Origin of the sequence: Streptomyces olivaceoviridis (assembly GCF_014650115.1) — a bacterium.
Classification (GTDB): domain Bacteria; phylum Actinomycetota; class Actinomycetes; order Streptomycetales; family Streptomycetaceae; genus Streptomyces; species Streptomyces olivaceoviridis.
Genome location: NZ_BMUI01000044.1, coordinates 16,424 through 39,683, shown reverse-complemented (window position 1 = coordinate 39,683; position 23,260 = coordinate 16,424). Strand labels below are relative to the sequence as shown.

Annotated in this window: 23 protein-coding genes and 3 pseudogenes; all 26 read left to right on the top strand. The window is 72.0% G+C overall.

From position 1 onward, the window contains the following. The first annotated feature begins 292 nt into the window (after positions 1-292). A complete protein-coding gene (locus tag IE273_RS40035; protein WP_189820019.1) occupies positions 293-2,293 on the top strand; it encodes an ABC transporter ATP-binding protein in 2,001 nt (666 codons plus the stop codon). Then, positions 2,293-2,832 (top strand): HIT family protein, encoded by a 540-nt coding sequence (locus IE273_RS40030; RefSeq protein WP_229888063.1) that lies wholly within the window; start codon positions 2,293-2,295, stop codon positions 2,830-2,832. Before IE273_RS40035 ends, IE273_RS40030 begins: the two co-directional genes overlap by 1 nt. Further along, positions 2,829-3,866, top strand: a complete 1,038-nt coding sequence (locus IE273_RS40025) for a phosphotransferase enzyme family protein (RefSeq protein WP_189820018.1) — start codon at positions 2,829-2,831, stop codon at positions 3,864-3,866. The genes IE273_RS40030 and IE273_RS40025 overlap by 4 nt, the downstream gene beginning before the upstream one ends. 201 nt (positions 3,867-4,067) lie before the next feature. Further along, positions 4,068-5,549 (top strand): NUDIX domain-containing protein, encoded by a 1,482-nt coding sequence (locus IE273_RS40020; protein WP_189820017.1) that lies wholly within the window; start codon positions 4,068-4,070, stop codon positions 5,547-5,549. Between the two features lie 147 nt (positions 5,550-5,696). Further along, complete coding sequence (locus IE273_RS40015; RefSeq protein ID WP_229888062.1) at positions 5,697-6,947, top strand: protein-L-isoaspartate O-methyltransferase family protein; 1,251 nt, start codon at positions 5,697-5,699, stop codon at positions 6,945-6,947. After that, on the top strand, positions 6,944-7,147 hold the full coding sequence (locus IE273_RS40010; protein WP_189820016.1) for a hypothetical protein: 204 nt from the start codon (positions 6,944-6,946) through the stop codon (positions 7,145-7,147). Before IE273_RS40015 ends, IE273_RS40010 begins: the two co-directional genes overlap by 4 nt. Continuing rightward, positions 7,144-8,568, top strand: a complete 1,425-nt coding sequence (locus IE273_RS40005) for a phosphotransferase (RefSeq protein WP_189820015.1) — start codon at positions 7,144-7,146, stop codon at positions 8,566-8,568. The genes IE273_RS40010 and IE273_RS40005 overlap by 4 nt, the downstream gene beginning before the upstream one ends. Further along, positions 8,565-9,086, top strand: a complete 522-nt coding sequence (locus IE273_RS40000; RefSeq protein WP_189820014.1) for a GNAT family N-acetyltransferase — start codon at positions 8,565-8,567, stop codon at positions 9,084-9,086. The genes IE273_RS40005 and IE273_RS40000 overlap by 4 nt, the downstream gene beginning before the upstream one ends. Beyond that, on the top strand, positions 9,083-9,538 hold the full coding sequence (locus IE273_RS39995; protein WP_189820013.1) for an NUDIX domain-containing protein: 456 nt from the start codon (positions 9,083-9,085) through the stop codon (positions 9,536-9,538). Before IE273_RS40000 ends, IE273_RS39995 begins: the two co-directional genes overlap by 4 nt. After that, a pseudogene (locus tag IE273_RS45020) lies at positions 9,535-10,428 on the top strand (3'-5' exonuclease); the annotation flags it as partial. The gene IE273_RS39995 and the pseudogene IE273_RS45020, both read left to right, overlap by 4 nt. Before the next feature lie 334 nt (positions 10,429-10,762). Beyond that, complete coding sequence (locus IE273_RS39985; protein ID WP_189820012.1) at positions 10,763-11,611, top strand: hypothetical protein; 849 nt, start codon at positions 10,763-10,765, stop codon at positions 11,609-11,611. 61 nt (positions 11,612-11,672) lie between these two features. Continuing rightward, entirely contained in the window at positions 11,673-12,527 is an 855-nt protein-coding gene (locus IE273_RS39980) for a glycosyltransferase family 2 protein (protein ID WP_229888061.1), read from the top strand. A gap of 38 nt (positions 12,528-12,565) precedes the next feature. Next, the gene (locus IE273_RS39975; protein WP_189820011.1) at positions 12,566-13,339 is read left to right on the top strand and encodes a PIG-L deacetylase family protein; all 774 of its coding nucleotides are present in this window, start codon (positions 12,566-12,568) and stop codon (positions 13,337-13,339) included. A gap of 105 nt (positions 13,340-13,444) precedes the next feature. Continuing rightward, positions 13,445-14,341 carry a carbon-nitrogen hydrolase family protein gene (locus IE273_RS39970; RefSeq protein WP_229888060.1) on the top strand — a complete coding sequence of 299 codons (897 nt, stop codon included), beginning with the start codon at positions 13,445-13,447 and terminating at the stop codon, positions 14,339-14,341. A gap of 114 nt (positions 14,342-14,455) precedes the next feature. Then, positions 14,456-15,553, top strand: coding sequence for an NUDIX domain-containing protein (locus IE273_RS39965; protein ID WP_189820009.1), 1,098 nt, complete (start codon positions 14,456-14,458; stop codon positions 15,551-15,553). A 196-nt stretch (positions 15,554-15,749) separates the two neighbouring features. Then, a complete protein-coding gene (locus IE273_RS39960) occupies positions 15,750-15,971 on the top strand; it encodes an NUDIX domain-containing protein (protein WP_229888059.1) in 222 nt (73 codons plus the stop codon). 53 nt (positions 15,972-16,024) lie between these two features. Continuing rightward, entirely contained in the window at positions 16,025-16,813 is a 789-nt protein-coding gene (locus IE273_RS39955; RefSeq protein WP_229888058.1) for a methyltransferase domain-containing protein, read from the top strand. Then, the gene (locus tag IE273_RS39950) at positions 16,810-18,123 is read left to right on the top strand and encodes an MFS transporter (RefSeq protein WP_229888057.1); all 1,314 of its coding nucleotides are present in this window, start codon (positions 16,810-16,812) and stop codon (positions 18,121-18,123) included. Before IE273_RS39955 ends, IE273_RS39950 begins: the two co-directional genes overlap by 4 nt. Continuing rightward, on the top strand, positions 18,113-19,363 hold the full coding sequence (locus IE273_RS39945) for a methyltransferase domain-containing protein (protein ID WP_229888056.1): 1,251 nt from the start codon (positions 18,113-18,115) through the stop codon (positions 19,361-19,363). The genes IE273_RS39950 and IE273_RS39945 overlap by 11 nt, the downstream gene beginning before the upstream one ends. Then, positions 19,320-19,955 (top strand): helix-turn-helix transcriptional regulator, encoded by a 636-nt coding sequence (locus tag IE273_RS39940; RefSeq protein WP_189820006.1) that lies wholly within the window; start codon positions 19,320-19,322, stop codon positions 19,953-19,955. The genes IE273_RS39945 and IE273_RS39940 overlap by 44 nt, the downstream gene beginning before the upstream one ends. 153 nt (positions 19,956-20,108) lie before the next feature. Then, on the top strand, positions 20,109-20,537 hold the full coding sequence (locus tag IE273_RS39935; protein ID WP_189820005.1) for an HIT family protein: 429 nt from the start codon (positions 20,109-20,111) through the stop codon (positions 20,535-20,537). Continuing rightward, the gene (locus IE273_RS39930; RefSeq protein WP_229888055.1) at positions 20,534-21,388 is read left to right on the top strand and encodes a class I SAM-dependent methyltransferase; all 855 of its coding nucleotides are present in this window, start codon (positions 20,534-20,536) and stop codon (positions 21,386-21,388) included. Before IE273_RS39935 ends, IE273_RS39930 begins: the two co-directional genes overlap by 4 nt. Then, positions 21,354-21,683: pseudogene (locus tag IE273_RS44370) on the top strand (NUDIX domain-containing protein); the annotation flags it as partial. The gene IE273_RS39930 and the pseudogene IE273_RS44370, both read left to right, overlap by 35 nt. Before the next feature lie 422 nt (positions 21,684-22,105). Beyond that, positions 22,106-22,519: pseudogene (locus IE273_RS44365) on the top strand (phosphotransferase); the annotation flags it as partial. A gap of 131 nt (positions 22,520-22,650) precedes the next feature. Further along, positions 22,651-22,908 (top strand): hypothetical protein, encoded by a 258-nt coding sequence (locus tag IE273_RS44360; RefSeq protein WP_229888054.1) that lies wholly within the window; start codon positions 22,651-22,653, stop codon positions 22,906-22,908. Further along, positions 22,895-23,164, top strand: a complete 270-nt coding sequence (locus IE273_RS44355; RefSeq protein ID WP_229888053.1) for a hypothetical protein — start codon at positions 22,895-22,897, stop codon at positions 23,162-23,164. The genes IE273_RS44360 and IE273_RS44355 overlap by 14 nt, the downstream gene beginning before the upstream one ends. Positions 23,165-23,260 lie beyond the last annotated feature (96 nt).

Sequence of the window (23,260 nt, the reverse complement as noted above, 5' to 3'; positions counted from 1 at the left end):
AGTGTCTCCCCGCGCCCGTCGAGCCGCACTGAAGCGCCACCTACCCCTCAATAGAACTTTTGTCCATGATCTGCCCCGGTCCTGCCCGTTACGGGTCCATCCGGGGGCCGTTGTTAGAGCACCAGTACCCCTCGCGCACCCATCTGGAGGACCCCGTGAATCCTGTGCCCGCCCTCGTGAATCCTCCCGCCGCATTCGAACATCTCCAGCTTGCCGTCCCGCACCTGGCGCGGCCCCGACGCCGGGTTGACGCTCTTCGCAGCGCAGCACGACCGGATACGAGGTGGGGGGCATGAACGACATCAGTGATGCAGACGGCATCCGACAGAGCGCGGTCCCCGCCCCGCGCGGCGCCGAACTTCCGCTGCCGCCCGCCGCCGTGCCGGCCGGGCCGCACGAGGGGGACATCGCCGACGGCCTGGAGGAGACGTACTGGTCCGTGTACGACGGCGCCGCGTCCAAGGCCACGGTGGGGCAGATCCTCGCGCGTCTTCCGCGGATCGTGCGCCAGATCGGCCGGCTGGCCTGGGCGGCGGACCGGACCGCGACCCTCGCGGTCGTGGTCCTGCAGCTGGCGTCGGCCGCGATGACGGCGTTCGGGCTGATGGCCTCGGTAGCGGTACTGCGGGAGCTGTTCGCTGAAGGGCCCACGCCGGACCGGGTGCGGGCGGCCATCCCCCAACTCCTCGTCGTGATCGGCTTACTGGGCGCCCGGGCGCTCCTTGAGGCGGGCGTCGCCGTCGCGCAGGCCAGGGTGACACCGAAGATCCGCACCGCGCTGGAGTGCGATTTTCTCACCCTGACCGCCCATGTGCGGCTGGAGGTCGTCGACGACGCGGACTGGCACGACGAGGCCTATCGGGCCAACGACCGCGGCTTGTTCTACGCCCGGCAGATCGTCGGCCAGGTCGTCTCCCTGGCCGCCGCGCTGCTCGGGCTCGTGGGCACCGCCGGCGTCTTGGGCGTCCTCCATCCGGCGTTGCTGCCTCTGCTCCTGCTGTCCGTGCTGCCGGTCGGCGCGGCCGCCGTACGCACCGCCCGCGCCCGCTTCCACTCCTTCAAGCGGTGGAACACCCTGCAGCGCAGGGTGCGGGTCTTCTCCTGGCTGCTGCTGGAGCGGGACGCCGCCGCCGAGCTCCGCTCCGATACCGCCCAAGGTGCGCTGTTGGAGGAGCACCGCCGGCTGACGACTCGGATCGCCGAGGAGGACACCCGCCTGGGCGTGAGCTCGGCCGGGCTGAACCTGGCGGGCCGGGCCGTCGGCGGGATCGGCACCGGCATCACCTACACGGCGCTCGGCGCCATGCTGATCGCGGGCTGGCTGCCCCTGGCCGCGGGCGCGGGCGCGGTCCTCGCCATCCAGGCCGCCCAGTCCTCGCTGACCCGGCTCGTCGACGTCTCCCACCTGGTCTACGAGCACGCCATGTGGGTGGACGACCTGCTGGCCTTCCAGGAGCGCTGTCGCACCCTCCAGCCGCGCCGCAGCGGGGCGCCCGCCCCCGAGGCAGTGAAGACCATCACCCTGGACGACGTGTCCTTCACCTACCCGGGCAAGGACACCCCGGCGCTCAACGGCATCTCCATGACGCTGCACGCCGGTCAGACGGTGGCGTTCGTCGGCGTCAACGGCTCCGGCAAGTCCACCTGCGCACGGCTCCTCGCAGGACTGTACGAACCCCAGGACGGAGGCACGGTCCGCTGGGACGGCGTGAACGTGCTCGACATGGACGCCGAATCGCTGCAGGCCCGGGTGGGGTGCGTGCTCCAGGACCCGGTCCGGTTCCCGTTCAGCGCGCTGGCCAACCTGACGGTCTCCCGGGGCACCCTCACCGAGGCCGACCCGCAGCGGGCCCTGGACGCCGCGCGGGCCTCCGGCGCCGAGCAGGTCATCGCCGGACTGCCCGGCCGGTGGGAGGCGCTGCTGTCCAAGCGGTTCCGTGGCGGTCAGGAACTGTCCGCCGGCCAGTGGGCGAAGGTCGCCGTCGCCCGCGGCCTGTACAAGAACGCTCCCGTCCTGCTGCTGGACGAGCCGACCGCCAGCATGGACCCCCGGGCCGAGCACGCCGTGTATGAGGCGGTGCTGCGGGACAACCCGCGCCCCGATCAGATCACGGTTTTGATCTCGCACCGTCTGGCGAGCGTCGTCGCCTGCGACCGCATTTTCGTCTTCGACGGCGGCCGCATCACCGAGAGTGGCACCCACCAGGAGCTGATGGGCCTTGGTGGCGAGTACGCGGCCATGTTCACCCTCCAGGCTGACGGCTACCGCGCCGAGGCCGGGGAGGCGGCGTGATGCCCGACCACGTACACCCCCGTCCCGCGTCCGCGCCGGCCGGCGCCTGGCCGGAGCACTTCACCAGCCACCGACGGGGTACCAACTGCCCGATGTGCGCGAACGACTTCGCCGCCGACGACATCGGCTGGGGCCTTCTTGTCCGGCGTGGGGAGGTCAGCAACGCCTACCTGTGGCGTAGCGGTCATGTCCGCGGGTACGCCGTGATGATCTATACCGGCCGTCATGTGGCCGAGCCCACCGAGCTGGACGAAGGGGAGGCGGCCGCGTTCTGGCGCGACGTCGTCGCCCTGGGCCGAGCGGTGGAGGCGCTCTACGAGCCGCTGAAGATGAACTACCTGCTGCTGGGGAACCAGATCCCGCACGCCCACTGGCACTGCGTTCCACGCCGCGAAGCCGGCAGGGACCCGGCGGGCGGGCCGCTGCCCTTCGAGGCGCTCGATCTCGGGCGCCAGGACGAGGAGCAGCTGCAATCGGATGCCCGAGCACTGCGCCAGCTGCTGGCCGACGTGGACTGCCGGTCGGGGGTGCGGCGATGAGCGGAGCCGAGTCGGACGTGATGGCTGTGGCGGGGATCCTGCCGCTGTTCTACCGGATCATCCCGACCGCGGTCGACGAGGGTCCTGCGGGGACCGCGACCCGTAACTACGTGGCCCGGGACAGCGACGGTGGACGGTGGTTCGTGAAGGCCTACCCGGCGGGCACCGATCGGGACGCGGAGCGCCAGGCGCTGAAGCTCTGCCAGTTCGCGCGGCTCGGCGGTCTGCCGGTGCCGGTGGTGCGGCAGACCCTGGACGGTGACCTCATCGCGGCCGCCGGCGGGATGGCGGTGTCGGTCGCGGCGTTCGTCGAGAACGCGGAGACAGCGGAGGGCGGCCTGTCCGGCGACCGGTGGGCCGCGGTGGGCGAGACGGTCGGACGCCTTCACCGGGCCCTGGCCCGGCACCCGGCCGGGCCTCCGCGCCGTGTGCCTGCCTGGGAGGTCTGCGATGTGAAGGGGGCCCGGCAGCGCCTTGGACGGCTGCTCGCCCGCTTCGCCAAGAAGCCGCCCGTCTCGGGGTTTCCCGCTTGGGCGCAGGGGACCGCCGCGCAGCGGCTCGACGCACTGCCGGCCGTGGCGGCCATGGTCAAAGAGCTGCCAGCGTCCTTGACCGTGCAGACCGTTCACGGCGATCTGGCCTCGCCCAATCTCCTCCTGCGCGGGCAGCGGGTGGCGGCATTGATCGACTTCCGGCCGCCCGGTCACCGCAGCCCCGCCTGGGAACTTGGGCGGATCCCCCTCGACCCGCGCACGGTCCTGGCAGAGCCGGACTGGCCCACCGGCCTGGCCGACGCGATCGCCGCCTACCGGGCAGCCAACCCGGTGCTGCCGGCCGACGAGCTCCTCGCCGTGCCCCGGATCGCCGCCGGATACCTGGCGTGCTCGGTGTATCCCCTGTCCGAGGTCGTCGACGACCCGGCCGCGCTCACCCCGGAACTTGAGGCGTACGGCCGCAACCGGCATGCGGCTACGGCCGAGCTGCGCGACCGCCTGACGGAAGCCGAGGAGGTGCTCCATGACCTCCTCCACTGACCCCTCGCCCTCCCCCAGCGCCCGGCCACCAGCCGCGCATCTGGCTGCGCCCAAACCCGCGGCACCGGGGGATCTGCGGCACGACCGCTCGCCGGGAGCAGGCCCGTGAGAACGGACCCGAACCCGTCCAGTACGCCGCGATGCATGCCGCTCCCCCTACACCACACCCACGTCCTGCCCCGCACTTCCCGAGGTGATCACGTGCCGCCCTCCCGCTCCCACATCCGCGCGACCGCCGAGACCTATCTCGCCCGGCATGCCGGGGAACGCGAGGCACTGAACAGGCTGCTAGCCGTCCTCGACGGTGCCGGCGAGCCGTCCAGCCGCGCCACGCTGCCCGCGCACGTCACCTGCAGTGCGGTGGTCATCAACCGCGATCGCCGCGTGCTGCACATCCGCCACCGCGCGACCGGGCTGCTCCTCACCCCGGGCGGTCATGTGGAGGTGGGCGACCGTACGCTCCTTGCCGCGGCCGTGCGAGAAGTGTTCGAAGAGGCCGGTATCCGTCCCGGTGACCTCTGCCTGACGCCACAGTTCCTCGACGCGCCGATCGACGTGGACCTCCACGACATCGGCCCCAGTCCGGCCAAAGGCGAGCCCGCCCACCAGCACTTCGATTTCCGCTTCGTCTTCTACCTCGCGGCCGCGCAGCCGCCGATGCTGGCATTGCAGGATAAGGAAGTTGCCGGCGCGCAGTGGCTCCCGTTCGCCGATGTGCGCTCCCCTACGCTGCGGGTCAAGCTCCTGGACGCCGAGGCGGAGGGCCTCGACGGACAGCCGGAGCCCGTCAACGCCAGCGCCTTGATCCACGACAAGGCCGGCCGGTACCTGCTCCATCTGCGCGATGACCGGGACGGCATCTGGGAGCCGTGGACGTTCGCCCTCCTCGGTGGTGGACGTGAACCAGGCGACTCCTGTCTGGAAGCTACCCTGCGCCGGGAGCTCGCCGAAGAGGTGCCCGGCCTGGAACCGGCCGGCCTGACGCCGTACGCCGTGGAGGAGGCCGCCAGCGTCGACGGCCTGGCGGTGCCCATCATGGTCTACATGGGCTGCTGGAACGGGGATCCGGACGCGGTGGATCTCCGCGAGGGTGTCCTGCTGAAGTGGTTCACCGTTGACACCCTCGACCGGCTCCGGCTCAGCCCCGGACTCGGAGACCTGATCCGCCGCCACGCGGCCGAACACCCCGCCGTGGAAGAGCCTCCGGCCGTTGCTCGTCCTCTGCCTGGCGAGGCCCCGGCGGGGACCGTGCTGCACGTGGTCGGCGTCCACCTCCACCTGGAGCACGAGGGCAAGGTTCTGCTGGGGCTGCGGCATCCGGACTCGGCGTACGCGGGAAGGACGTGGCACGCCCTCGCCGGACACCTGGAGGCGGAGGCGGCGACCGCCGGTCTTGCCCGCGAGGCGTTCGAGGAGGCCGGGCTGGTCATCGATCCGGCCGACCTCGAGCTCGTCCACACGGTGCACACGGTTGACCGGCCCGGAGCCCGGCCGAGAGTTCAGCTCTTCTTCCGCCCCCGCCACTGGGAGGGCACCCCCGAGGTACGCGAACCCGACCGGTGCCTCGCCTGGGTGTGGTGGGACGCGAAGGACCTGCCGGAGCCGATCGTCCCCTACACCCGTGTCGCGATCGAGGGCATCCGGGCCGGCCGCTCCTACAGCGAGCTGGGGTGGGAGCGTTGAGCGGCTTCGCGGCGGTCGGAGCCGCCTGCGCTGGCCCTTCGCGGGGCGCGCGGGGCCGCCTGCTGCAGGCGTCTGGGGCCCGCTGCCTGACCGTCATGCCCGTTGCGCCGGCGCCCTGCTATCCACCGCGTCAGGATGAGGACCGTCGTGTCTGCTGACCTGTCCACCACGACAGGTGCCCGCCGTGCCGCGATGGTGGAGCGTCTCGAGGCCGACGATGTGCTGACCGATGTCCGGCTGCGTGAGGCGCTGCTGTCGGTGCCGCGGGAGGTGCTGCTTCCGCACGCGTACGTACGGGTGAGTGATCCGGGCGTCGAGCCGATCGCGTGGCGCCTGCTCGACGGCGCGCACCCGGACGATCGGGAGGAATGGCTCGACCTGGTCCACAGCGGTGAGTCGGTCCTGCTGCAGCGCGACGGGGAGCAGCTCGACGCGCTCGTACGCGGGCCGGTGACCGGCGGGAACATGACGTCGATGTCGACCTACGGCCAGGCCACCGTCGAAGCTCTTCAGACGCTGCAACTGTGTCCTGGGCAGCGGTACCTGGAGCTCGGCCCGGGTCCGGGGGTCTCTCTCGCGCTCGCCGCCGCCGTCACCGGCCCCCGTCTCTCCGTCGGCGTCGAACGGGACGGCCACATGGCCGCCTTCGCCCAGCACAACCTCGACCGGCTCGGTCTGGGCGCGACGGTCGTGGAGGGCGATGCTCTCGACGGGCACCCGGCGGGAGGAGCGTTCGACCGGATCCACTCCGGCATCGGCGTGCCCTGCGTCCCACCGGCGTGGGTGGAGCAGCTCGCGCCCGGCGGGCGGCTGCTGACGACGCTCACCACCCGCACCCCGAGCTGGCCCGGACAGCTCCTGGCCACCCGTACCGGGGGCGGCGAGATCGAGGCAGTGCTGCGCGGGCGGCCGAGTGGATACCGGCCCATGCTCGGCTACCGGTGGCTCAACGCCGTAACGATGCGGCCCCGGATCAAGGCCGACCCCGGCGTACCGCGACCGACTCGGCTCGCGCCGCCGCCGGACGACGCGTACGGCTTCTGGCTCGCGGCCGCATACCTTGCGCCCGGGCTCGTCCGCGACTTCCAGGCCGAGACGATGACGATCGCCGCCCCCGACGAGGACTCCTGGGCTGTCGCCGGGCCCGGCGAGGCGACCGTCCGCGTCCACGGGCCCCGGGACGTGTGGGCCGAGCTGGAGGACGTGCACGCCCGCTGGGTCCTGGCCGGACGGCCCCACAGGTACCGGGTGACCGTGCCGGAAGGCGGCGGGCCACAGCACGTCGCCTCCGGCACCGATCTGCGCGCCCTGAAGTGGGTCCTGCCTCCGCTCGCGCCGGTACCCCACCAACCCGCCGCCTCCTACCCGACCGAGCACCACACGGAGAACGTCCTGTGAGCCTGTTCCACGCCACGGCGGATGCCTACAGTCGGCACCGCCCCGGCCTCCCCGACGAAGCCGTCCACCTGCTCGTCGGCACCGTACGCGGCGTCCGCTGTCCGGCTCTGCTCGATCTGGGCACCGGGACGGGACAGATGCCGGCCGCCCTGCTGCCTGTCCTGCCGCAGCTCACCCGCCGGCCGGGAGGTGCCCGGTGAGCGGCGGCGAGCGGCACACGGTGCCGGTGGACGTGCACTTGATCGCCGTCCGCGAGGGGAAGAAGGGGCCGGAGATGCTGCTGTCGCGGCGGGCCGGCACCGTCTACGCCGCAGGGCACTGGCATTGCCCCTCCGGCCACGTCGACGGTCCCTTCGAGGACGTCGTCACCGCGCTCGTGCGCGAGACGTACGAGGAGACGGGCCTGGTGGTGGATCCGGACGACGTACGTGCCGCGGTCACCGTCCACCACCGGGCACCGGCCGGGAGCGCGCGGGTCGGATTCTTCTTCGAGGTCCGCCGCTGGTCCGGGACGCCGGACGTCAGGGAGCCCAAGGTGTGCGACGCCATGGACTGGTTCGCGTTCGACGCCCTGCCGGAACCGATGGTCGCCTACTGCCGCGCGGGGCTGGACGCCTATCGGGCCGGTGTTCCTGTGGCGTTGCACTTCCAGGAGCCGGGCGACACGATCGGGCACGACCCGGCTGTCGACCGGCTCCGCCTCGTGCCCGCCCCGGGCTGTGGTGAGCCGCGTCCTGGGCGGGAGGTGCGGGAGTTCACCGAGCAGGCGGTCGGCCGGATCACCGCCTGGACGGACGTGTCCTGGGCCCGGACCGCCAGCCGGGTGTGGCGCGCGCAGGGCGCTTCGGGCGGGGTGTGGTTCGTCAAGATCCACCAGAACGACCGTTTCCACGGCAGGGAGGCCGCGGCCCTGCGCGATTGGGTGCCGGGGCTCGGGGGCGCCGGTCCCCGGCTGGTGGCGGCCGACGCGACGCTACGGGCGGTCGTCCTGACCGCCGTCGAGGGCCGCCCGCTGCACGGCATGGTGCTGCCACCGGACGAAGAGCGGCAGATGTTCCGGGCCATCGGGGAGCTCACGGCCCGCATCCACGCCAGCCCCCTGCCCCCGGCATCGCCCGGGACACCGCCGGCCGTCCCGTACGCGAAGCTGGAACGGCACCTGGACGGGGCGCGGCCGCATCTGAGGCCGGGTGACGAGGAGTACGTGCGGTCGGTCGTGAAAGGTGCCGTGCGGCTGCCGCCGGTCGAAGCGGTGGTGACCCACGGCGATCTACAGCTCCGCAACCTGCTCCGGGCCGGTGATGGCACCCTGCGGGTCATCGACTTCGAGCGCAGCGAACCACAGTCCACCGTGCGGGATCTGGTCCGTCTCCTCGACTACTTCGACGGCCGGGAAGACCTCTATGAAGCGTTCTTCGCCGGGTACGGCCAGCGTCTCACGGAGCCGGAAGGGGCGCGCCTGCTGGTGGAGACGGTCCTGGACGCGGTGTCCGGCATCGCCTTCGGGAACAAGACAGGCGACCCGGAGCTGGTCGAACGGGGGCGCCGCACCCTTGTGCGCTGCCGCGCCGGCGCCGCTGCGCACGCTTCCCGCACGATCGACGGAGGTGACCCGCGATGATGCACAGCTCGGACGTACCGAGCACGGGGACAAGGCCCGTTCCGCGCCTGGGCACTGCGGACGACGTCGCCGAGATCACCCGGCTGCGCTCGCAGCTCGTCCTGAACGAACCCCTCGACGAGGAGTGGCTCGTCATCTGCCGCGACCAGCTCGCACACCGGCTGCAACCCGAGGGCGATGCGCGTGCCTACGTCGTCGACGCGCCGGGCGGCGGGCTGGCCGCGTGCGCGCTCGCACTGGTCCACCCCGTCCTGCCGGCCCCGAAGTACCCCAAGGGGCTGGCCGCCCGAATCCACGTCGTGGCCACCGAACCCGCCCACCGGCGGCGCGGCCTCGCCCGGGCGGCGGGGTCCGCGCTGCTGGAAGCGTTGGAGCGGGAGGGGGTCACGCTCTACGAGCTGCATGCGAGCAAGGAGGCCGCGCCGCTGTATGAGGAGTTCGGCTTCGCGCGCGATCCGGCCCTCATGCGGATGACGAAGCTCCAGCTCCCGCAGGTCCGGGGCGGGGGCGCGCGATGACCGAGGGATGGCTCTCGCCTGAGGAGTACGTGGCGGCGCTGCCGAAGGCGGTCGTGTCCGCCAGCGTGTTCTTCACCGACGAGCACGACCGGCCCGTGCACCTCCACAGCATCTACAGCCCCGAGCACCCCTGGCAGTGGCCCGGTGGAACGACGGAGGCGGGCGAACGGCCGTGGCAGACCGCGGTCGGCGAGACCGCCGAGGGGACCGGGCTGGTGATGTCCGGGCCGCCACGGCTGCTGGCGGCGGTGTTCAGCCTGCCCGGGCCCGAGTTCCCGTCGTCGACCGTCACCTTCGTGTTCGACGGCGGGCAACTCACCGGCAAGCAGCTCGCGAACATCGTCCTCGCTCCCGAAGAGCACGACGAGGTACGGGCAATGCCGCTGGAGCAGTGGCGGGCGCTGATGCCGGTAGGTGACTTCGACCGGCATGCCGAGGAGGCGGCACGGTGAGCACGGCAGCGTCAGCGCCGGACCGGGACGGCCGCTCCCTGCCCGCTGCGTACGCTGCCGCACCCCGCCTACTCCCTCATCACCCGCCGCCTGGTCTACCGGTGGATCGACGACAAGCCGGCCTTCCTCGACCGGATCCGGCGCATTCTCGCGCCCGACGGAGTCTTCTGGGTCGTCACCGAGATCGCCGGCCGCCGCACGACCACCAACCCGGCCCTCCAGAAGCTCGGGATCTCACCCCTGGACACCGAACTGCTGACGACCGGCTGGTCCCGCGTACGGACCGCCGACCTCGACGTCCTGCGCTGCTACGCCCTGCGGCCCTGACCTCCGTGAACAGAAGGAAGCACCTGGTGCCAGATATCGAAAATCGCACCCGACAGCCGCATCGCCCGCTCGGAGCCCGGGGCGTTCCGGCAGGAGGAGGCATCGTGGACGCGCTGGTGAACGATGCCCGTTTCGCCGTCACGACGTTCTTGGTGGTCGATTTTGAAGGCCTCACCCCGGCGGGACGGCCTGCCGAGCCGATCGAGGTCGCGGCGCTGGCACTGCGCCCTGTGGGCGACAGGTTGGTGGAGGTCGGCCGGTTCGAGGAGCTGATGCGGCCGCCCGCCGACGTTCCCGTGACCGCGCGGGACGTCCAGCTCAAGGGCATCACCCAGCAGATGCTCTCCACGGCACGTCCGGCCGCCGAAGTGCTGGCGCGACTCGACGCCCGCCTGACCGCGCCGCCGTACCGGCTGATCGCCCACCACGCCTCCACAGAGGCCGGGATCATCGGCCGGCAGGCAGAGCACTGTCCCGTACTCGCGGCGACGCCGCTGCTGGACACCCTGCGGCTGGCCAAAGCAGTGGTGCCCAGGCTCGGCTCCTACGGGCTGGACGGTCTGCTCGGCTACTACGGCATCCCCAAGCCGGCCGGACGGCATCGCGCGATGCCGGATGCCGAGTCACCGCCCAGGTGCTGGCCCGGCTGCTGGACGACGGATGCGCCGACGGACGCTGGAGCACCCTCCTCGAACTGGATGCGGTCGCCGGATTGCAGCCCAACCAGCGGCCGCACGCAGCCCCTGAAGCGGAGCAACGTGCCCTGTTCTGAACCAGCACCCCGGCAGGAAGGAACGCGATGCGGTCAACCGCTTCAGGGCTGGCCCGTAGAGCCAGCCGTGACAGTCCCCTGCCCGAGGCCGTTGATCAGACTGACGCGAGATGAGGTAACTGTCCATGACCACGCTGGTGTTCACCGCCCCGGACGCCGCCGAGGACGTCGCGCGGATGCGCCGCGCGTTCGCGACAGCGGCCCACGACTTCCAGGTCACGCCGTCGGGCCGGGAGGTATGGGGGTGGCAAGGCCGCACGCTCGGACGGCGCGCCGGCACGAGCTGGCTGCGCCTCGTCTCCGCTCCGTCGGAGAGGGCCGGTGGACGACTGTGGGAGGGCACCGCCCTCGCGGACACGGCCGTACCGCGATCGGTGCCGCGCCCCCGGCTGCGCAACCTCCTGGATTGGACGTGCGGCTCGTACGCGTACCGGGCCGAACTCACCGAACTCGTCACCACCCCGGCAGTCGTCGCAGGCAGCCCCGTACTCGACCGCGATCCCGGGCTGCCGGACGCCTGGTGGCGAGACCTGCGCGCCGCATCGCGCGCGCTCGCCGCAGTGCCGACCGACCGCGAGGCCGTGCGGCAATCCTGGATCGACCGCAACTTCCGCCGCTTCCTGGGCATCGACCCGCCACGGATCAGCGAGTGCACCACCGGGCACGCGGACCTGCACTGGGCCAACCTCACCGCCCCGACCTTGATCATCTTCGATTGGGAGGGTTGGGGCCACATGCCGGTCGGCTACGACCCAGGCCTGCTCCACGCCTACTCACTGACCGTACCGGCGGTCGCCGCGCGTGTGCGGCACGAATTCGCCGACGTCCTCGACACACCAGCCGGCCGGGCCGGGGAACTCGTCGCCCTCGGACAGCTCCTCCAGGCCTGCTCCCGGGGCGTCCACCCCCGTCTCGCCCCCCTCATCGCCCACCGGGTCGAGCACCTCACCGGCGTCCCCGTCCCCACGCCCTGACCACCGCACGGCTCTCGACGGCCTGGAGGAACCTGTGCCCAACCCACGCGTGGACGTAGTCGTGTTGACCTTGAACGACCGGCCGGACGAAGAAGCCGCCGCGCAGGCAACGCTCCTGGCGCAGAAAGGTGTCGACATCCGGGTGGTGGTCGGCAACGGCTGCAAACCCGAGGTCGTCCCGGCCGGCGCGCTCACCGTGTGCCTGCCCAAGAACATCGGTATCCCCGGCGGCCGCAACGCCGGCGCCCACGCGCTGCGCAACGCGGACGATCCGGCCGACTGGCTGTACTTCCTCGACAACGACGCGGCCTTCCCCCGCCCCGATGTCCTCGCCCGGCTCGTCGCCGAGGCCGAGCAGCACCCCGAAGCCGCCTGGGTGCAGCCCCGGCTGACCGGCCCGGACGATACGACAACGCCACGCTGTTGGGTCCCCCGGCTACGCGCCTCGGCCCCGGGGCGGCCGGGGAGGGTCACGTCGATGACCGAGGGCGTCGTCCTGATCCGCCGCGACGCCTTCGACGCGGTGGGCGGGTGGGAAAGCCGGATGTTCCTGTATCACGAGGGGTTCGATTTGGCCTGGCGGCTGAACGAGGCGGGCTGGAGCGGCTGGTACGCGGCGTCGATCCGCATGCACCACCCGCTCACCATCCCGGCCCGCCACGCGCTGTACCACCGGCTCGCCGCCCGCAACCGCATCTGGATCGCCCACCGCAACCTCCCCGCCCCGCTCCTCCCCCTCTACCTGAGCGTGTGGACGGCGATCACCCTGGTCCGGGCCATGTGCGGCGGCGGGCTGGGCGAGACGCTGCGCGGCATGCGCGAAGGCTGGACCAAGCGGCGCACGCAGCCGCGGCGCCCGATGAGTTGGCGCACCGTCTACCGGCTTACGGCGGCCGGGCGGCCGCCGATCATCTGACCTCCTCCCATCCACCGCCTCGAGGAGACCCCTCCGCCATGAACCACCCGTCCCTTCCCTCGCTGCTGGGGGTGTTCGCGCACCCTGACGATGAGAGTCTTCTAGCCGGTGGTGTGCTCGCGCAGCACCACGCCGCCGGCGCCCGCACAGCGGTCGTCACCGCCACCTGGGAACCCGACAGCCGCCGGGCGCCCGAACTCGCCGACGCCCTGGCCGTCCTGGGCGCCGGCGCCCCTCGCCTGCTCGGCTACGGCGACGCCCGCAATGCCGAGGCCGCGCCCGGCCGGTCCCGGCTCGTCGACGCCCCCTTGGACGAGGTCATCGGTCGGCTCGTTGCGCACATCCGCGACTTCCGCCCCGACATCGTCGTCACCCACGACGCCCTCGGCCAGCTGACCGGCCACCCCGACCACGAACGCACCCATCAGATCGCCCTGCTCGCCGTCGAAGCCGCTGGCCTTGCCCACCTGCATCCCGAAGCGGGCCCTCCGTGGCAGCCAGCCGCGCTGTACGCCGCCACGCACCCCGAGTCCGGCATCGGCCCGCTCCGCCCACTCCTCGAAGGGGTGGGAAAGAAGGTCCTCGCGTTCCCGGACTCGTACGTGACCACCAGCGTCGACGTCACCCCCTGGGCCGACGTCAAGTGGCGGGCGATCCTCGCGCACCGCGGCGAGGTCGCGCGCGAGCGGCCCCTGCCCGGCATCCTCGCCCGCCTCCCCGAAGACGACCGCGCTCAGATCATCAACACCGAACACTTCACCCGGCTCTCCCCCGGTCCCACGAAGGGCGCCCCGGACCGGCTGACCGTCTGACGCCCCGGCCGCGTGCCGAGCATTCACCGCTTCACCGCGCACGAGTAAGAACTCACTGATCGGAGAGAGATGCCTACGACTTCTGCACCCGATGAACGTCCCCGTGTGGCCAGGAAGACCTTGCGGCTGGCGGTCGCGCAGAGCACGGTGCCGGAAGACCCCACTGATCGAGGCACGCTGCGGGCGGCCGGGCAGGAGATCCGCGCGCTGATGGCCGAAGCCGCCGAGGCGGGTGCGCGGTTGGTGCAGTTTTGCGAGGGATCGGTCACCTACCCGAGCAAGCACGTGATGGCGGCCGGTCCGGCCGGTGAGCTGGTGCCGGCTGACTGGAGCCGTGCCGCGTGGGATGTACTGCGTGAGGAAGCGGAGTCGATCGCCGCGCTGGCGGGAAAGCTCGGCCTGTGGACGGTGTTCGGATCGATCCACCCCCTCACACCGCCGAACCGGCCGCACAACAGCCTCTACATCGTCTCCGACCACGGCCAGCTGGTAGCCCGATACGACAAGCGCTTCCTGTCACACACCGAGGTGTCCTTCCTGTACTCCCCGGGGCATCAGCCGCTCGTCATCGAGGTGGACGGCATCCGGTTCGGCTTCGCACTGTGCATCGAGGCCAACTTCCCCGAGGTCTTCGCCGAGTACGAACGCATGGACGTCGACTGCGTCCTGCTGTCGGTAATGGTCGACGACGCCCCCCGGGCCCGTGTCGCTCAGGCGTACGGAACGCTCTACAACTACTGGATCGGCTACGCCATCCCGGCTCAGTTCAGCGCAACGGCGCCGTCCGGGATCGTGGCGCCTGGCGGTCGATGGCTGGCGCGCTGCCCCGCGAACGGACATCCCGCCCTGGCGATCGCGGACATCGACCTCGACTCGCAGGACGAAGACATCACCATGGCCGTTCTCCGCGCCCGCCCCTGGCGGCGCTCGGCCCGAGCCGGACTCTACGACGAACGGACGCCCGTGGGTGACCCCCGCAGCGATGTTGGCACCGCGTTCTAAGACCGCCAAACCGCCAGATTCGCCAGCCCGGGTCGAAGGCCGGCCGCTAAACGACGGCCCCGACCGTCCTCCTGCAGCAGCCCGTGCCCCACAACGTGACAGGAAAGAGCAGAGATGACGACGACTTCCGCGCCCGACGAACGCCCCAGCGTCGCGATGAAGGACGAGGCGTACGGGGCACTGCGCGCCTCGCACGCCCTGTGGGCCGGAACCTCCGTGCTGATCACCAACCGGCGAGGGCAGGTACTGCTCCAGCGTGTGACCTACCGCCCCACCCGGCTGCTGCCCGGCGGTGCCCTCGACAGGGGCGAGTCCCCCGCCCAGGGCGCAGCCCGCGAGCTGGAAGAGGAGCTCGGCGTCACGGCGACGGTCACCCGCGGGCTGGCCGTCGACTGGGTCTCCCCCACTGGCCGGGCAACGCCCCCGGCCATGAACTTCCCGGGCGAACTCCTGCACGTCTTCGACGGCGGCGTCTGGGACGACGACCAGATCGCGGCGATCCGGCCCTGTCCGGGCGAGATCGACGGCATCGAGTTCGTCGAACCCGCTGACCTTCCCGTTCTGATGGCGCCCGACGACGCCCGCCGCGCCCTGTCCGCACTCCGCGCCCGCATCAACGGCGCCGGACCCGTCTTCCTGGAGGACGGGCTCCCGCTCGCCCCCACCGTCCTCGACCGAGTCGGCGTCCTGCACACCGCCCGGGCCCGCCACCACCTGTCCTTCCACCCCATGCCCGTCCCCGCCGACCTCCCGGTCCGCCAGTCCTGGGTCTGGGCCTTCGCACCGGACGGGCGAGTCCTTGTCCTCCTGGAACCCGACACCGGTGCAGCCGTCCTGCCCGGTGGCACCCCAGAACCTGAAGACGGCGGGGACCCCGTGGCCACCGCCGTCCGTGAAGCCCGCGAGGAGGCTGCAGCGGAGCTCGCCGGTGCTCGCTACTTCGGGTACCTGTCGGACCCCGACGGCCCCTGTGCGCGGGTCCGCTACGCCGCCATCCTCATGAGCCTGGACGCGTCCCAAGTCGATCCGGCTACCGGCCGAACCTACGTCCGCATCCTGGCCACCCCCGAGCAGGCCCTGGAGTTCTTCGACTGGGGACCATCCGCGGCGGCGGACCAACTCACCACTGCGCACCGAGCCCGCGTCCTCCTCGGCATCCCCAAAGCCACTCACCAGCCCGTCACCGAACTCACCGACCCGATCTCCTGGTAACTCCCCCCGCCTCCAACGAATCGAGAAGCTGACGAACGCCGCCCTCACACCAGACCAGCCCTCCGCCCAGCCTCAGACCGGGCGGCACCCAGAGCCCGCCCGACCCGAGACCACTCGGACCGGGCACTGCCAGTGCCGCCGCATCGCCTACCAGGTCCTTGGCGAACCAATCGACCCGCACCTGTGCGCCTGCCTCGTGAGGGAGGCGCACGAAGAGGCGGGACTGGTCATCGAACCGGCTGACGTCGAGCTCGTCCACACCGTGCACATGAGGGAACTGCCCACGGACCCGCCCCGCGTCCAGTTCTTCTTCCGCGCCCTCCGCTGGGAGGGTGAGCCGAAGCGGCAGGAGCCCGACAAGTGCCTGTCCTGGCGGTGGTGGAACGTCAGGGACTTGCCCGAGCCGATCGTCGACTAAACCCGAGCGGCTATCGAGGGCATCCAGGCGGGCCGGACCTACACAGAACTGGGATGGACGCGGTGACCGGATTCGGCTCCGTGGGGGCTGCGTACGCCGCGCACTCCGACAGCGTGCGGGGCCGCCTGCGTCACGACCTAGTGGAACGGCGGCTTCTCGCCGAGCTGCCGGCCGCGCCCGCTCGGATTCTGGACGTCGGCTGCGGGAACGGCGAGATGACGCTGCGCCTCGCCGCGGCCGGCCACCGGGTGACCGGCGTCGATCCGGCCGCCAGCATGCTGGCGGCTGCGGCCGACCGTCTCGCGGCCCGGCCCGAGCTCGCCGACCGCGTCCGGCTCGTCAACGCCGGCTTCGAGTCCCTCTCCTTGGACGGGGAGCCGTTCGAAGGGGTGTGCTGCCACGGCGTGCTGATGTACCTGGACGATCCCGGTGAGGCGGTCGCCCGTCTGGCAGGGCTGGTCGCGCCGGGCGGTCTGCTGAGCCTCCTCGCCAAGAACCGCCGGGCCATCGGCATGCGCGAGGCTCTCGTCGGCGACTCCGAGACCGCGCACCGGCTCATCGTGTCCGGAGCGGACCGGAGCGTGGGCAATCTTGGCCGGGAGACCCGCGGAGACGACCCCGACGCCCTCGACCGGCTCGCCGCCGAGCACGGGCTGAGTCCGCAGCCGTGGCAGGGCGTGCGGATCTTCCACGACCACTTCGACGACATCTGGGCTCCGGATCCGGCCGCGTACGCGGCGGCACTGGAGCTGGAGTGGGCCGCGTCCTCGCGGAGTCCCTACCGGGACCTGGGTCACCTCGTGCACACCCTGGCTCGCCGACCGGAGCGGAGCCGATCGTGACGCCCACCGGCACAGTCCATGACGCGGCCGCGGAAGGAGCGGCCGCCCTTCCTCTGCGCTCCCACAGGTCCTTTCGCGCGTACTGGGTCGGCGAGGCGGTGACCCTCGCGGGGTCATCGGTCCACGGCGTGGCGCTGCCGGTGATCGCGGTGCTGGAGCTGGACGCCTCCCCCGGCCAGGTGTCGCTGCTGGCCGCAGCGGCGACGGTGCCCGCGTTCGTTCTCGCGCTGCCCGCCGGGGTGGCCGGTGACCGGTACCCGAAGAGGAAGATCATGATCGGTACGGATCTCACCGCAGCCGCGGTGGTGTCCGTGGTGCCGGTCTGCTGGGCCGCGGGAGTCCTGTCCGTGCCCGTGCTCTACGCGGTCGCCCTGCTGATGGGGGCACTGACCGTGCTGCACCAGGCCGCGTCGATCGCCATCGTGCCCGAGATCGTCGACCGCGCCCACATGCATCCGGCGAACGCGCGGATCGCCGGCGCCTTCTCCCTGGCGGACACGGCCGGTACCTACGACGGCACCCTCGTCGTGGGCCTCCTCGGTGCGGGCCGAGCCCTGTGGCTGGACTCCGTCTCGTACCTGTTCAGCGCCTGGTGCGCTTCCCGGATCCGGCCCCACGCGGCACGACGGGCGGCGGCTGACCGGCCCGCGCGGATGGGCGACGCGATCCGCGAGGGGGTCCGCTACGTGATGCGCGATCCGATACAGCGTCCCCTCGTGTTGTCGCTCGCTGGTCTCGCGTACGCCGACGGGATCGTGACGACGTACTTCGCGTACACGCTGCTGACGCGACTCGACTCCGGCAGCACCGGTCTCGGCCTGGTGATGGGCGTCACCGCTGCCGGCGGCCTCGCGGGGGCGGTGGTCGCCACCCGTCTCGTGGACCGGTTCGGGCCGGCACGCGTGATGCTGACCGGGGTCCTCGCCTACGCCGTGTGCGGCGTGCCCCTTCTGGTCGCCCGGCCGGAACCGGTGTGGCTGGGCGTGATCGCGGCCGCCGGTGCGCTGAGGACGGCGGCCGCGGTCGCGGCGGGCACGACACAGCGGTCTCTGCGCCAGCAGTTGTGCCCGCCCGAGCTGCAGTCCCGCGCGCAGCAGACCTCGGTCTGGCTGGTCACCGGGCTGCGGCCGGCCGCCGCCCTGACTGCCGGCGCCATCGCCGCGGTCTTCTCCGTACATGCCGCGCTGATCGCCGGGACGGCCCTCTACCCGGTGCCGGCAGGTCTGCTGTGGGCCTCGCCGGTCCGCCGCCTGACCACCATGCCCACGGCTGCCCCCACTCCCGCGAAGGGCCCCGATCATGCCCCTTGACCTTCACGAAGCGACGAGCCGACAGCGTGCCGGCATGGTCGACCGGCTCGCGGCCGACGGCGTTCTGACCGACTCGCTGCTGCAAGATGCGCTGCTGCGCCTGCCGCGCGAGGTCCTGCTCCCCCACGCGTACGTCCGGGTCAGCGGACCGGGAGCGGACCCGATCGACTGGCGCCTCCTCGACGGCTCCCACCCCGACGACCGTCAGGAGTGGCTCGACCTGATCCACAGCGACGAGTCGATCCTGCTCCAGCGCGACGGCGAACCCCTCGACGCCCTCCCCCGCGGGCCGGTGACCGGCGGACACATGACGTCCATGTCCACCTACACCCCCGCCACTGTCGAAGCCCTCCAAGCCATGGAACTCGGGCCCGGACAGCGGTATCTGGAGCTTGGGCCGGGCCCTGGAGTCTCCCTCGCACTCGCCGCCGCCATCACCGGTCCCGGACTCGCCACCGGTGTAGAGCGGGACGGACACATGGCCGCCTTCGCCGGCCGGAACCTCGACCGGCTCGGTCTGGGCGCGACGGTCGTCGAGGGCGACGCGCTCGAAGGGCACGAGGCCCGAGCGCCGTACGACCGGATCCACTCCGGCATCGGTGCCCCCTGCGTCCCGGAGCCCTGGGTGGAACAGCTCGCGCCGGGCGGCCGTCTGCTCACGACACTCGCGACCGGCACACCGAGCTGGCCCGGACAACTCCTCGTCACCCGCACCGCGGCCGGCACGGTCGAGGCGGTCCTGAGGGGCCGGCCGCGCGGGTACCGGCCCTTGCTCGGCTACCGGTGGCTCAACGCCCTGGACCACCGCGCCCGCATCAAAGACGACCCCGGCACGGCACGGTCCACGGGGCTCACGCCGCCGCCGGACGACGCCTACGGATTCTGGCTCGCCGCCGCCTACCTCGCCCCCGGTCTGGTCCGGGACTTCCAGGCCGAGACGATGACCATCGTCGCGCCCGAGGACGACTCCTGGGCCGTGGCCGGCACGGGCGACGGCACCGTTCGAGTCCATGGGCCGCGTGATGTGTGGGCCGAACTCGAGGGTCTCCACACTCTCTGGGAGCAGGCCGGACGGCCCGAGCGGTACCGGGTCGACCTCGGCGACACCTCCGGGGTCCAGCACGTCACCTCCGGCGCGGGCTCGAAGGCCCTGTCTTGGACGCTTCCTCCGCTCGCCGCCGTGCCCGGCAGACGTCATGACCGCGCCTTCTCGGATCGCCGTCACGCTGCACGCCCCTGACCTGATTTATTGGGCAGGGGTGGTCAGCCTGCTCAGGCCCCGCCCCGAGGTCACCCTCGTCGACGCCGCCGGATCTGCCGTGGACACCCCGGTCGCGCTGGTCGTCACGGATGCTGTCGAGGAGGTGACGCTGCGCCTGCTGCGGGAGATCAAGCACACGAGCACAGGGCGGTCCGTGCTCGTTCGTGGCGGACATCGACGAGACGAAGCTGATCGACGCGGCCGAGTGCGGCCTCGTCGGTCTCCTGCGTCGCGCCGACGCGACGCCGGACCGCCTCGTCCAGCCGTCACCACGGTCGCTTGCGGTGACGGATATCTGCCGGACGACCTCGTCAACGGTGTGCTGGAGGCGTTCAGCCATCTGCGGGCGCGCCTGCCTGGCCCCGTCGAGCAGCGGCTGACCGAGCTGAGCGACCGAGAGGTCGACGTCCTGCGATGCCTGGCCTCCGGCCTCGATACAGCCGAGACCGTGCAGAAGGTCGGCTACGCCGAACACACCGTCAAGCACGTCCTCCACGGCCTGCAGACCCGGCTACAGCTGAAGAACCGGGCGCATCTCGTCGCCTTCGCCTACCAGCACGGCTACCTCTGACAGGCCGCCCCACCGCCACACCAGCCGCACAGCAACAAGGAGTTACGGGTGCCCCAGCCACCGAACCCTCTTCACCCCCAAGCCGTCAGCCCCGCTGTGCCGTCCGGCTGGCCCGAGACCTTCCTCCGCCACCGCGCCGGCGACGGATGTCCCATGTGCGCGAACGACTACTCCGCGGACGACATCGGCTGGGGCCTCCTGCTCCGCCGCGGTGAAGTGGCCAACGCCTACCTGTGGCGAAGCGGACGCCTGCGCGGCTACTGCGTGCTCATCCACCGCGGTGCCCCGCACGTGGCCGAGCCCACCGACCTGTCCAAAGCCGACGCAGCCGCCTACTGGCGCGACACCCTCGCTCTCGGCAGGGCCCTGACGGCCTTCTACGAACCGGTCAAGCTCGACTTCTCCACGCTTGGCAACGTCGTACCCCATCTGCACAGCCACATCTGCCCCCGGTACGCCGGTGACACCGACCCGGCGCCGGGCGGGCCGCTGCCCTGGGACGCCCTCGACAACGGGCGCCAGGACGCGGCACAGCTTCAGGCCGACGCCGCTGCGCTGCGGAAACTGCTGGAGGACGCATGACCACCCCACCGACGAACGAGCCCAAGGGGCTGTTCACGTCGACGGCGGCGGACTACGCCCGGCACCGCCCCGGCATCCCGCCGCAGGCCGTCGCGCTCCTCACCGACACGGTGCGGGACCCCAACCACCCGGCCCTCCTCGACCTCGGCTCCGGCACTGGCCAGGTGCCTGCCGCTCTGCTCCCGGCCGTTCCCCGGATCGACCGCGTGGACCTGGTCGACCCGGACCAGGACGCCGCCGCCACTCTCGAACCCCTCCTGAGCAGCCGCCCTGCCGGCTTCCACCCGCTGGCGGCCGAGGACTTCATGCCCCCGTTCGACGGCTACCGGGCGGACCTGATCACCTGCGCGCGGTCCTTCCACTGGATGGCACGCCCGGAGGTCCTGTCCATGGCCGACCGGGTCGCCGCGCCGCACGCGGTCGTGGCGATCATGGGCGACGGCAGCCTCTGGACCCATGAGTCCGCCTGGACGGCCGCCCTGCGGGAGCTGATCCAGAGCTACCTCGGCGAGTACCGGCGTGCGGGCACCCGCGGCGCCTACGCCGAACCGGGCGGCCGCTCCTACGGGGACGACCTGGCCGACTCGGCGTTCAGCGAGGTGAGCGAGCACCACTTCCCCCTCTCCCGCGCCTGGACGCCCGAGGACGTGATCGGCTACCTGCGCACCACCAGCTTCGCCCGCCCAGCCTGTTCGCCGACCGCCATCACGAGTTCGAGGCCGCCGCTCTCCGGTTGCTCCAGGAACATGCCGGCGGCGGCGTCCTGGAGGACGCGGTGTTCACCGTGCTGCTCGCGCGCCGCCCCGGCGGCGCTGCGTGAACGGCGCCCAGCGGCATACCGAGCCGCTTGACGTCCACCTGATCGCCGTGCGCGAGGACGCGGCGGGGCTTGAGGTGCTGCTGTCCAGGCGGGCCGGTGACGTGTACGCGGCTGGCTGCTGGCATCTCGTGTCCGGGCATTTGGACGGCCCGTGGGAGAACATGGTCACCGCCCTGGTGCGCGAGGCCCGGGAGGAGGCCGGAGTCGTCATCGACCGGGCCGATGTCCGGGCGGCCGTGACCGTGCACCACCGAGCCCCTGCCGGTGGCGCCCGGATCGGGGTGTTCTTCGTGGTGGATAGGTGGGAGGGCACCCCGGAGGTCATGGAGCACCATGTGTGCGACGCCATGGGGTGGTTCTCCTTCGATGCCCTGCCGGAGCCGATGGCGGCGTACTGCCGCGCCGGGGTGGATGCCTACCGGGCCGGCGCGCGGATGGCCGTGCACTTCCAGGAGCCCGGCGACCCGATCGCCTACGACCGGTCCGTCGACCGGCTGGTCCTGCTCCCTGAACCCGCCACGCGCGGCACGGTCCCGGACCAGGCGGTGCGCGCGTTCGCCGAGCAGGCGGTCGGCCGGATCACCGAGTGGACGGACGCGTCCTGGGCGCGGGAGGAGAGCCGCGTCTGGCGGGTACGCGGCGCCGAGGGCGGCGAGTGGTACATCAAGATCCACCAAAACGCCCGGTTCCACCATCGTGAAGTGGACGCCCTTCGCAGCTGGGTCTCCGGCCTCGGGGCGGCCGAACCTTGCACGGCGCCCTCCACCCGCCCGAGCAGCAGCGCCTCGTCTTCCACCGCATCGGGCAACTCGCGGCAGCCATCCACCACAGCGCCTCGCCCCGGCCAGCCGCCGACGGCCTGCCGCTGGCCAAGTTGGAGCGGCACCTGGCCGGTGCCCTGCCCCACCTCGCTCCCGGCGACGAGAAGTTCATCCGCGCCACCACCGAGAGGGCCGCCGGCCTGGCCCCCTTGGAGACCGTGCCCACACATGGTGACTTCCAGCTCCGCAACCTGCGCTGGGACGAGACCGCCGACGCTGGCTCTGGGCGCGCTCAAGGCGTCCATCGACCGCATGCCGGACCCGGCCGCCGCGCCGAGGCCGCCGCCCTGGAAGCCGAACTCGCCACCGTCCACGGGGTCCGGCACGCCATCGCGGTCTCCTCCGGCACGGCGGCGCTGCACACCGCCCTGGTCGCCTGCGGCGTCGGCCCCGGCAACGACACTTCCCGCCCAACAGCGCCACGGCCAAGGTGGGCACCCGGATCCTGGAAGGTCCTGAGGCGACGACCACCGTGCACACCACCTGGGACCCGGCGACTGCCCGGCTCAACAGCCGCATGTCCACCCGTTACAAGGGCGGCCACGTCGAGCCGTTCCACAGCTCTTCGCGCCTCTACACCCCGGAGGACCTCCGGACGGCGTTCGCTGAAGCCGGCTTTACGGTTCACGGCATGTTCGGCGCCGTGATCGGCACGATCCTCGTCATCTGTGCCAACAAGATCGCCCACCGGCTCGGTCATGAAGGGGTGTACCGCGGTGCTGACCGTTGAGACGACCACGGTGAAGGCGCGCCGCGTGCGCGCCGGCCGACCCGCACCCGCGGCGGGAGAACCGCGCCCGTCCGGCGCCCGGCCCCCGTGGATGGAGAAAACCACCCGGCTCGGTCTCGTCCTCAAGGGCCTCGCCCTGGTGATCATCGTGGACCTGGTGGCCTACCCCCTGCTCGGCGTGATCGGCACGAGCTTCGCCTCGCAGAGCGTTCCTTGGGTTCGGCGGCTTTCTCTACGGCCCGGGACGCCCATGTGACCGCCGCCGTCGACCGGCTCACGGCGTTCTTCACCACGCACCTGACCCGCTGACCGCCCCTGCCGGCCCGCGCCGCCCAGGTCGGCCTGCCGGAGG

Bases quoted from the DNA above. Each gene is read 5' to 3' on its own strand.
- IE273_RS39945 (WP_229888056.1), top strand. From the start codon at position 18,113: ATGCCCCTTGACCTTCACGAAGCGACGAGCCGACAGCGTGCCGGCATG.
- IE273_RS39940 (WP_189820006.1), top strand. From the start codon at position 19,320: ATGACCGCGCCTTCTCGGATCGCCGTCACGCTGCACGCCCCTGACCTG.
- IE273_RS39930 (WP_229888055.1), top strand. From the start codon at position 20,534: ATGACCACCCCACCGACGAACGAGCCCAAGGGGCTGTTCACGTCGACG.
- IE273_RS39975 (WP_189820011.1), top strand. From the start codon at position 12,566: ATGAACCACCCGTCCCTTCCCTCGCTGCTGGGGGTGTTCGCGCACCCT.
- IE273_RS39995 (WP_189820013.1), top strand. From the start codon at position 9,083: ATGACCGAGGGATGGCTCTCGCCTGAGGAGTACGTGGCGGCGCTGCCG.
- IE273_RS39955 (WP_229888058.1), top strand. From the start codon at position 16,025: ATGGACGCGGTGACCGGATTCGGCTCCGTGGGGGCTGCGTACGCCGCG.
- IE273_RS40035 (WP_189820019.1), top strand. From the start codon at position 293: ATGAACGACATCAGTGATGCAGACGGCATCCGACAGAGCGCGGTCCCC.
- IE273_RS39935 (WP_189820005.1), top strand. From the start codon at position 20,109: ATGTGCGCGAACGACTACTCCGCGGACGACATCGGCTGGGGCCTCCTG.
- IE273_RS40025 (WP_189820018.1), top strand. From the start codon at position 2,829: ATGAGCGGAGCCGAGTCGGACGTGATGGCTGTGGCGGGGATCCTGCCG.
- IE273_RS39965 (WP_189820009.1), top strand. From the start codon at position 14,456: ATGACGACGACTTCCGCGCCCGACGAACGCCCCAGCGTCGCGATGAAG.
- IE273_RS39985 (WP_189820012.1), top strand. From the start codon at position 10,763: ATGACCACGCTGGTGTTCACCGCCCCGGACGCCGCCGAGGACGTCGCG.
- IE273_RS40030 (WP_229888063.1), top strand. From the start codon at position 2,293: ATGCCCGACCACGTACACCCCCGTCCCGCGTCCGCGCCGGCCGGCGCC.
- IE273_RS40000 (WP_189820014.1), top strand. From the start codon at position 8,565: ATGATGCACAGCTCGGACGTACCGAGCACGGGGACAAGGCCCGTTCCG.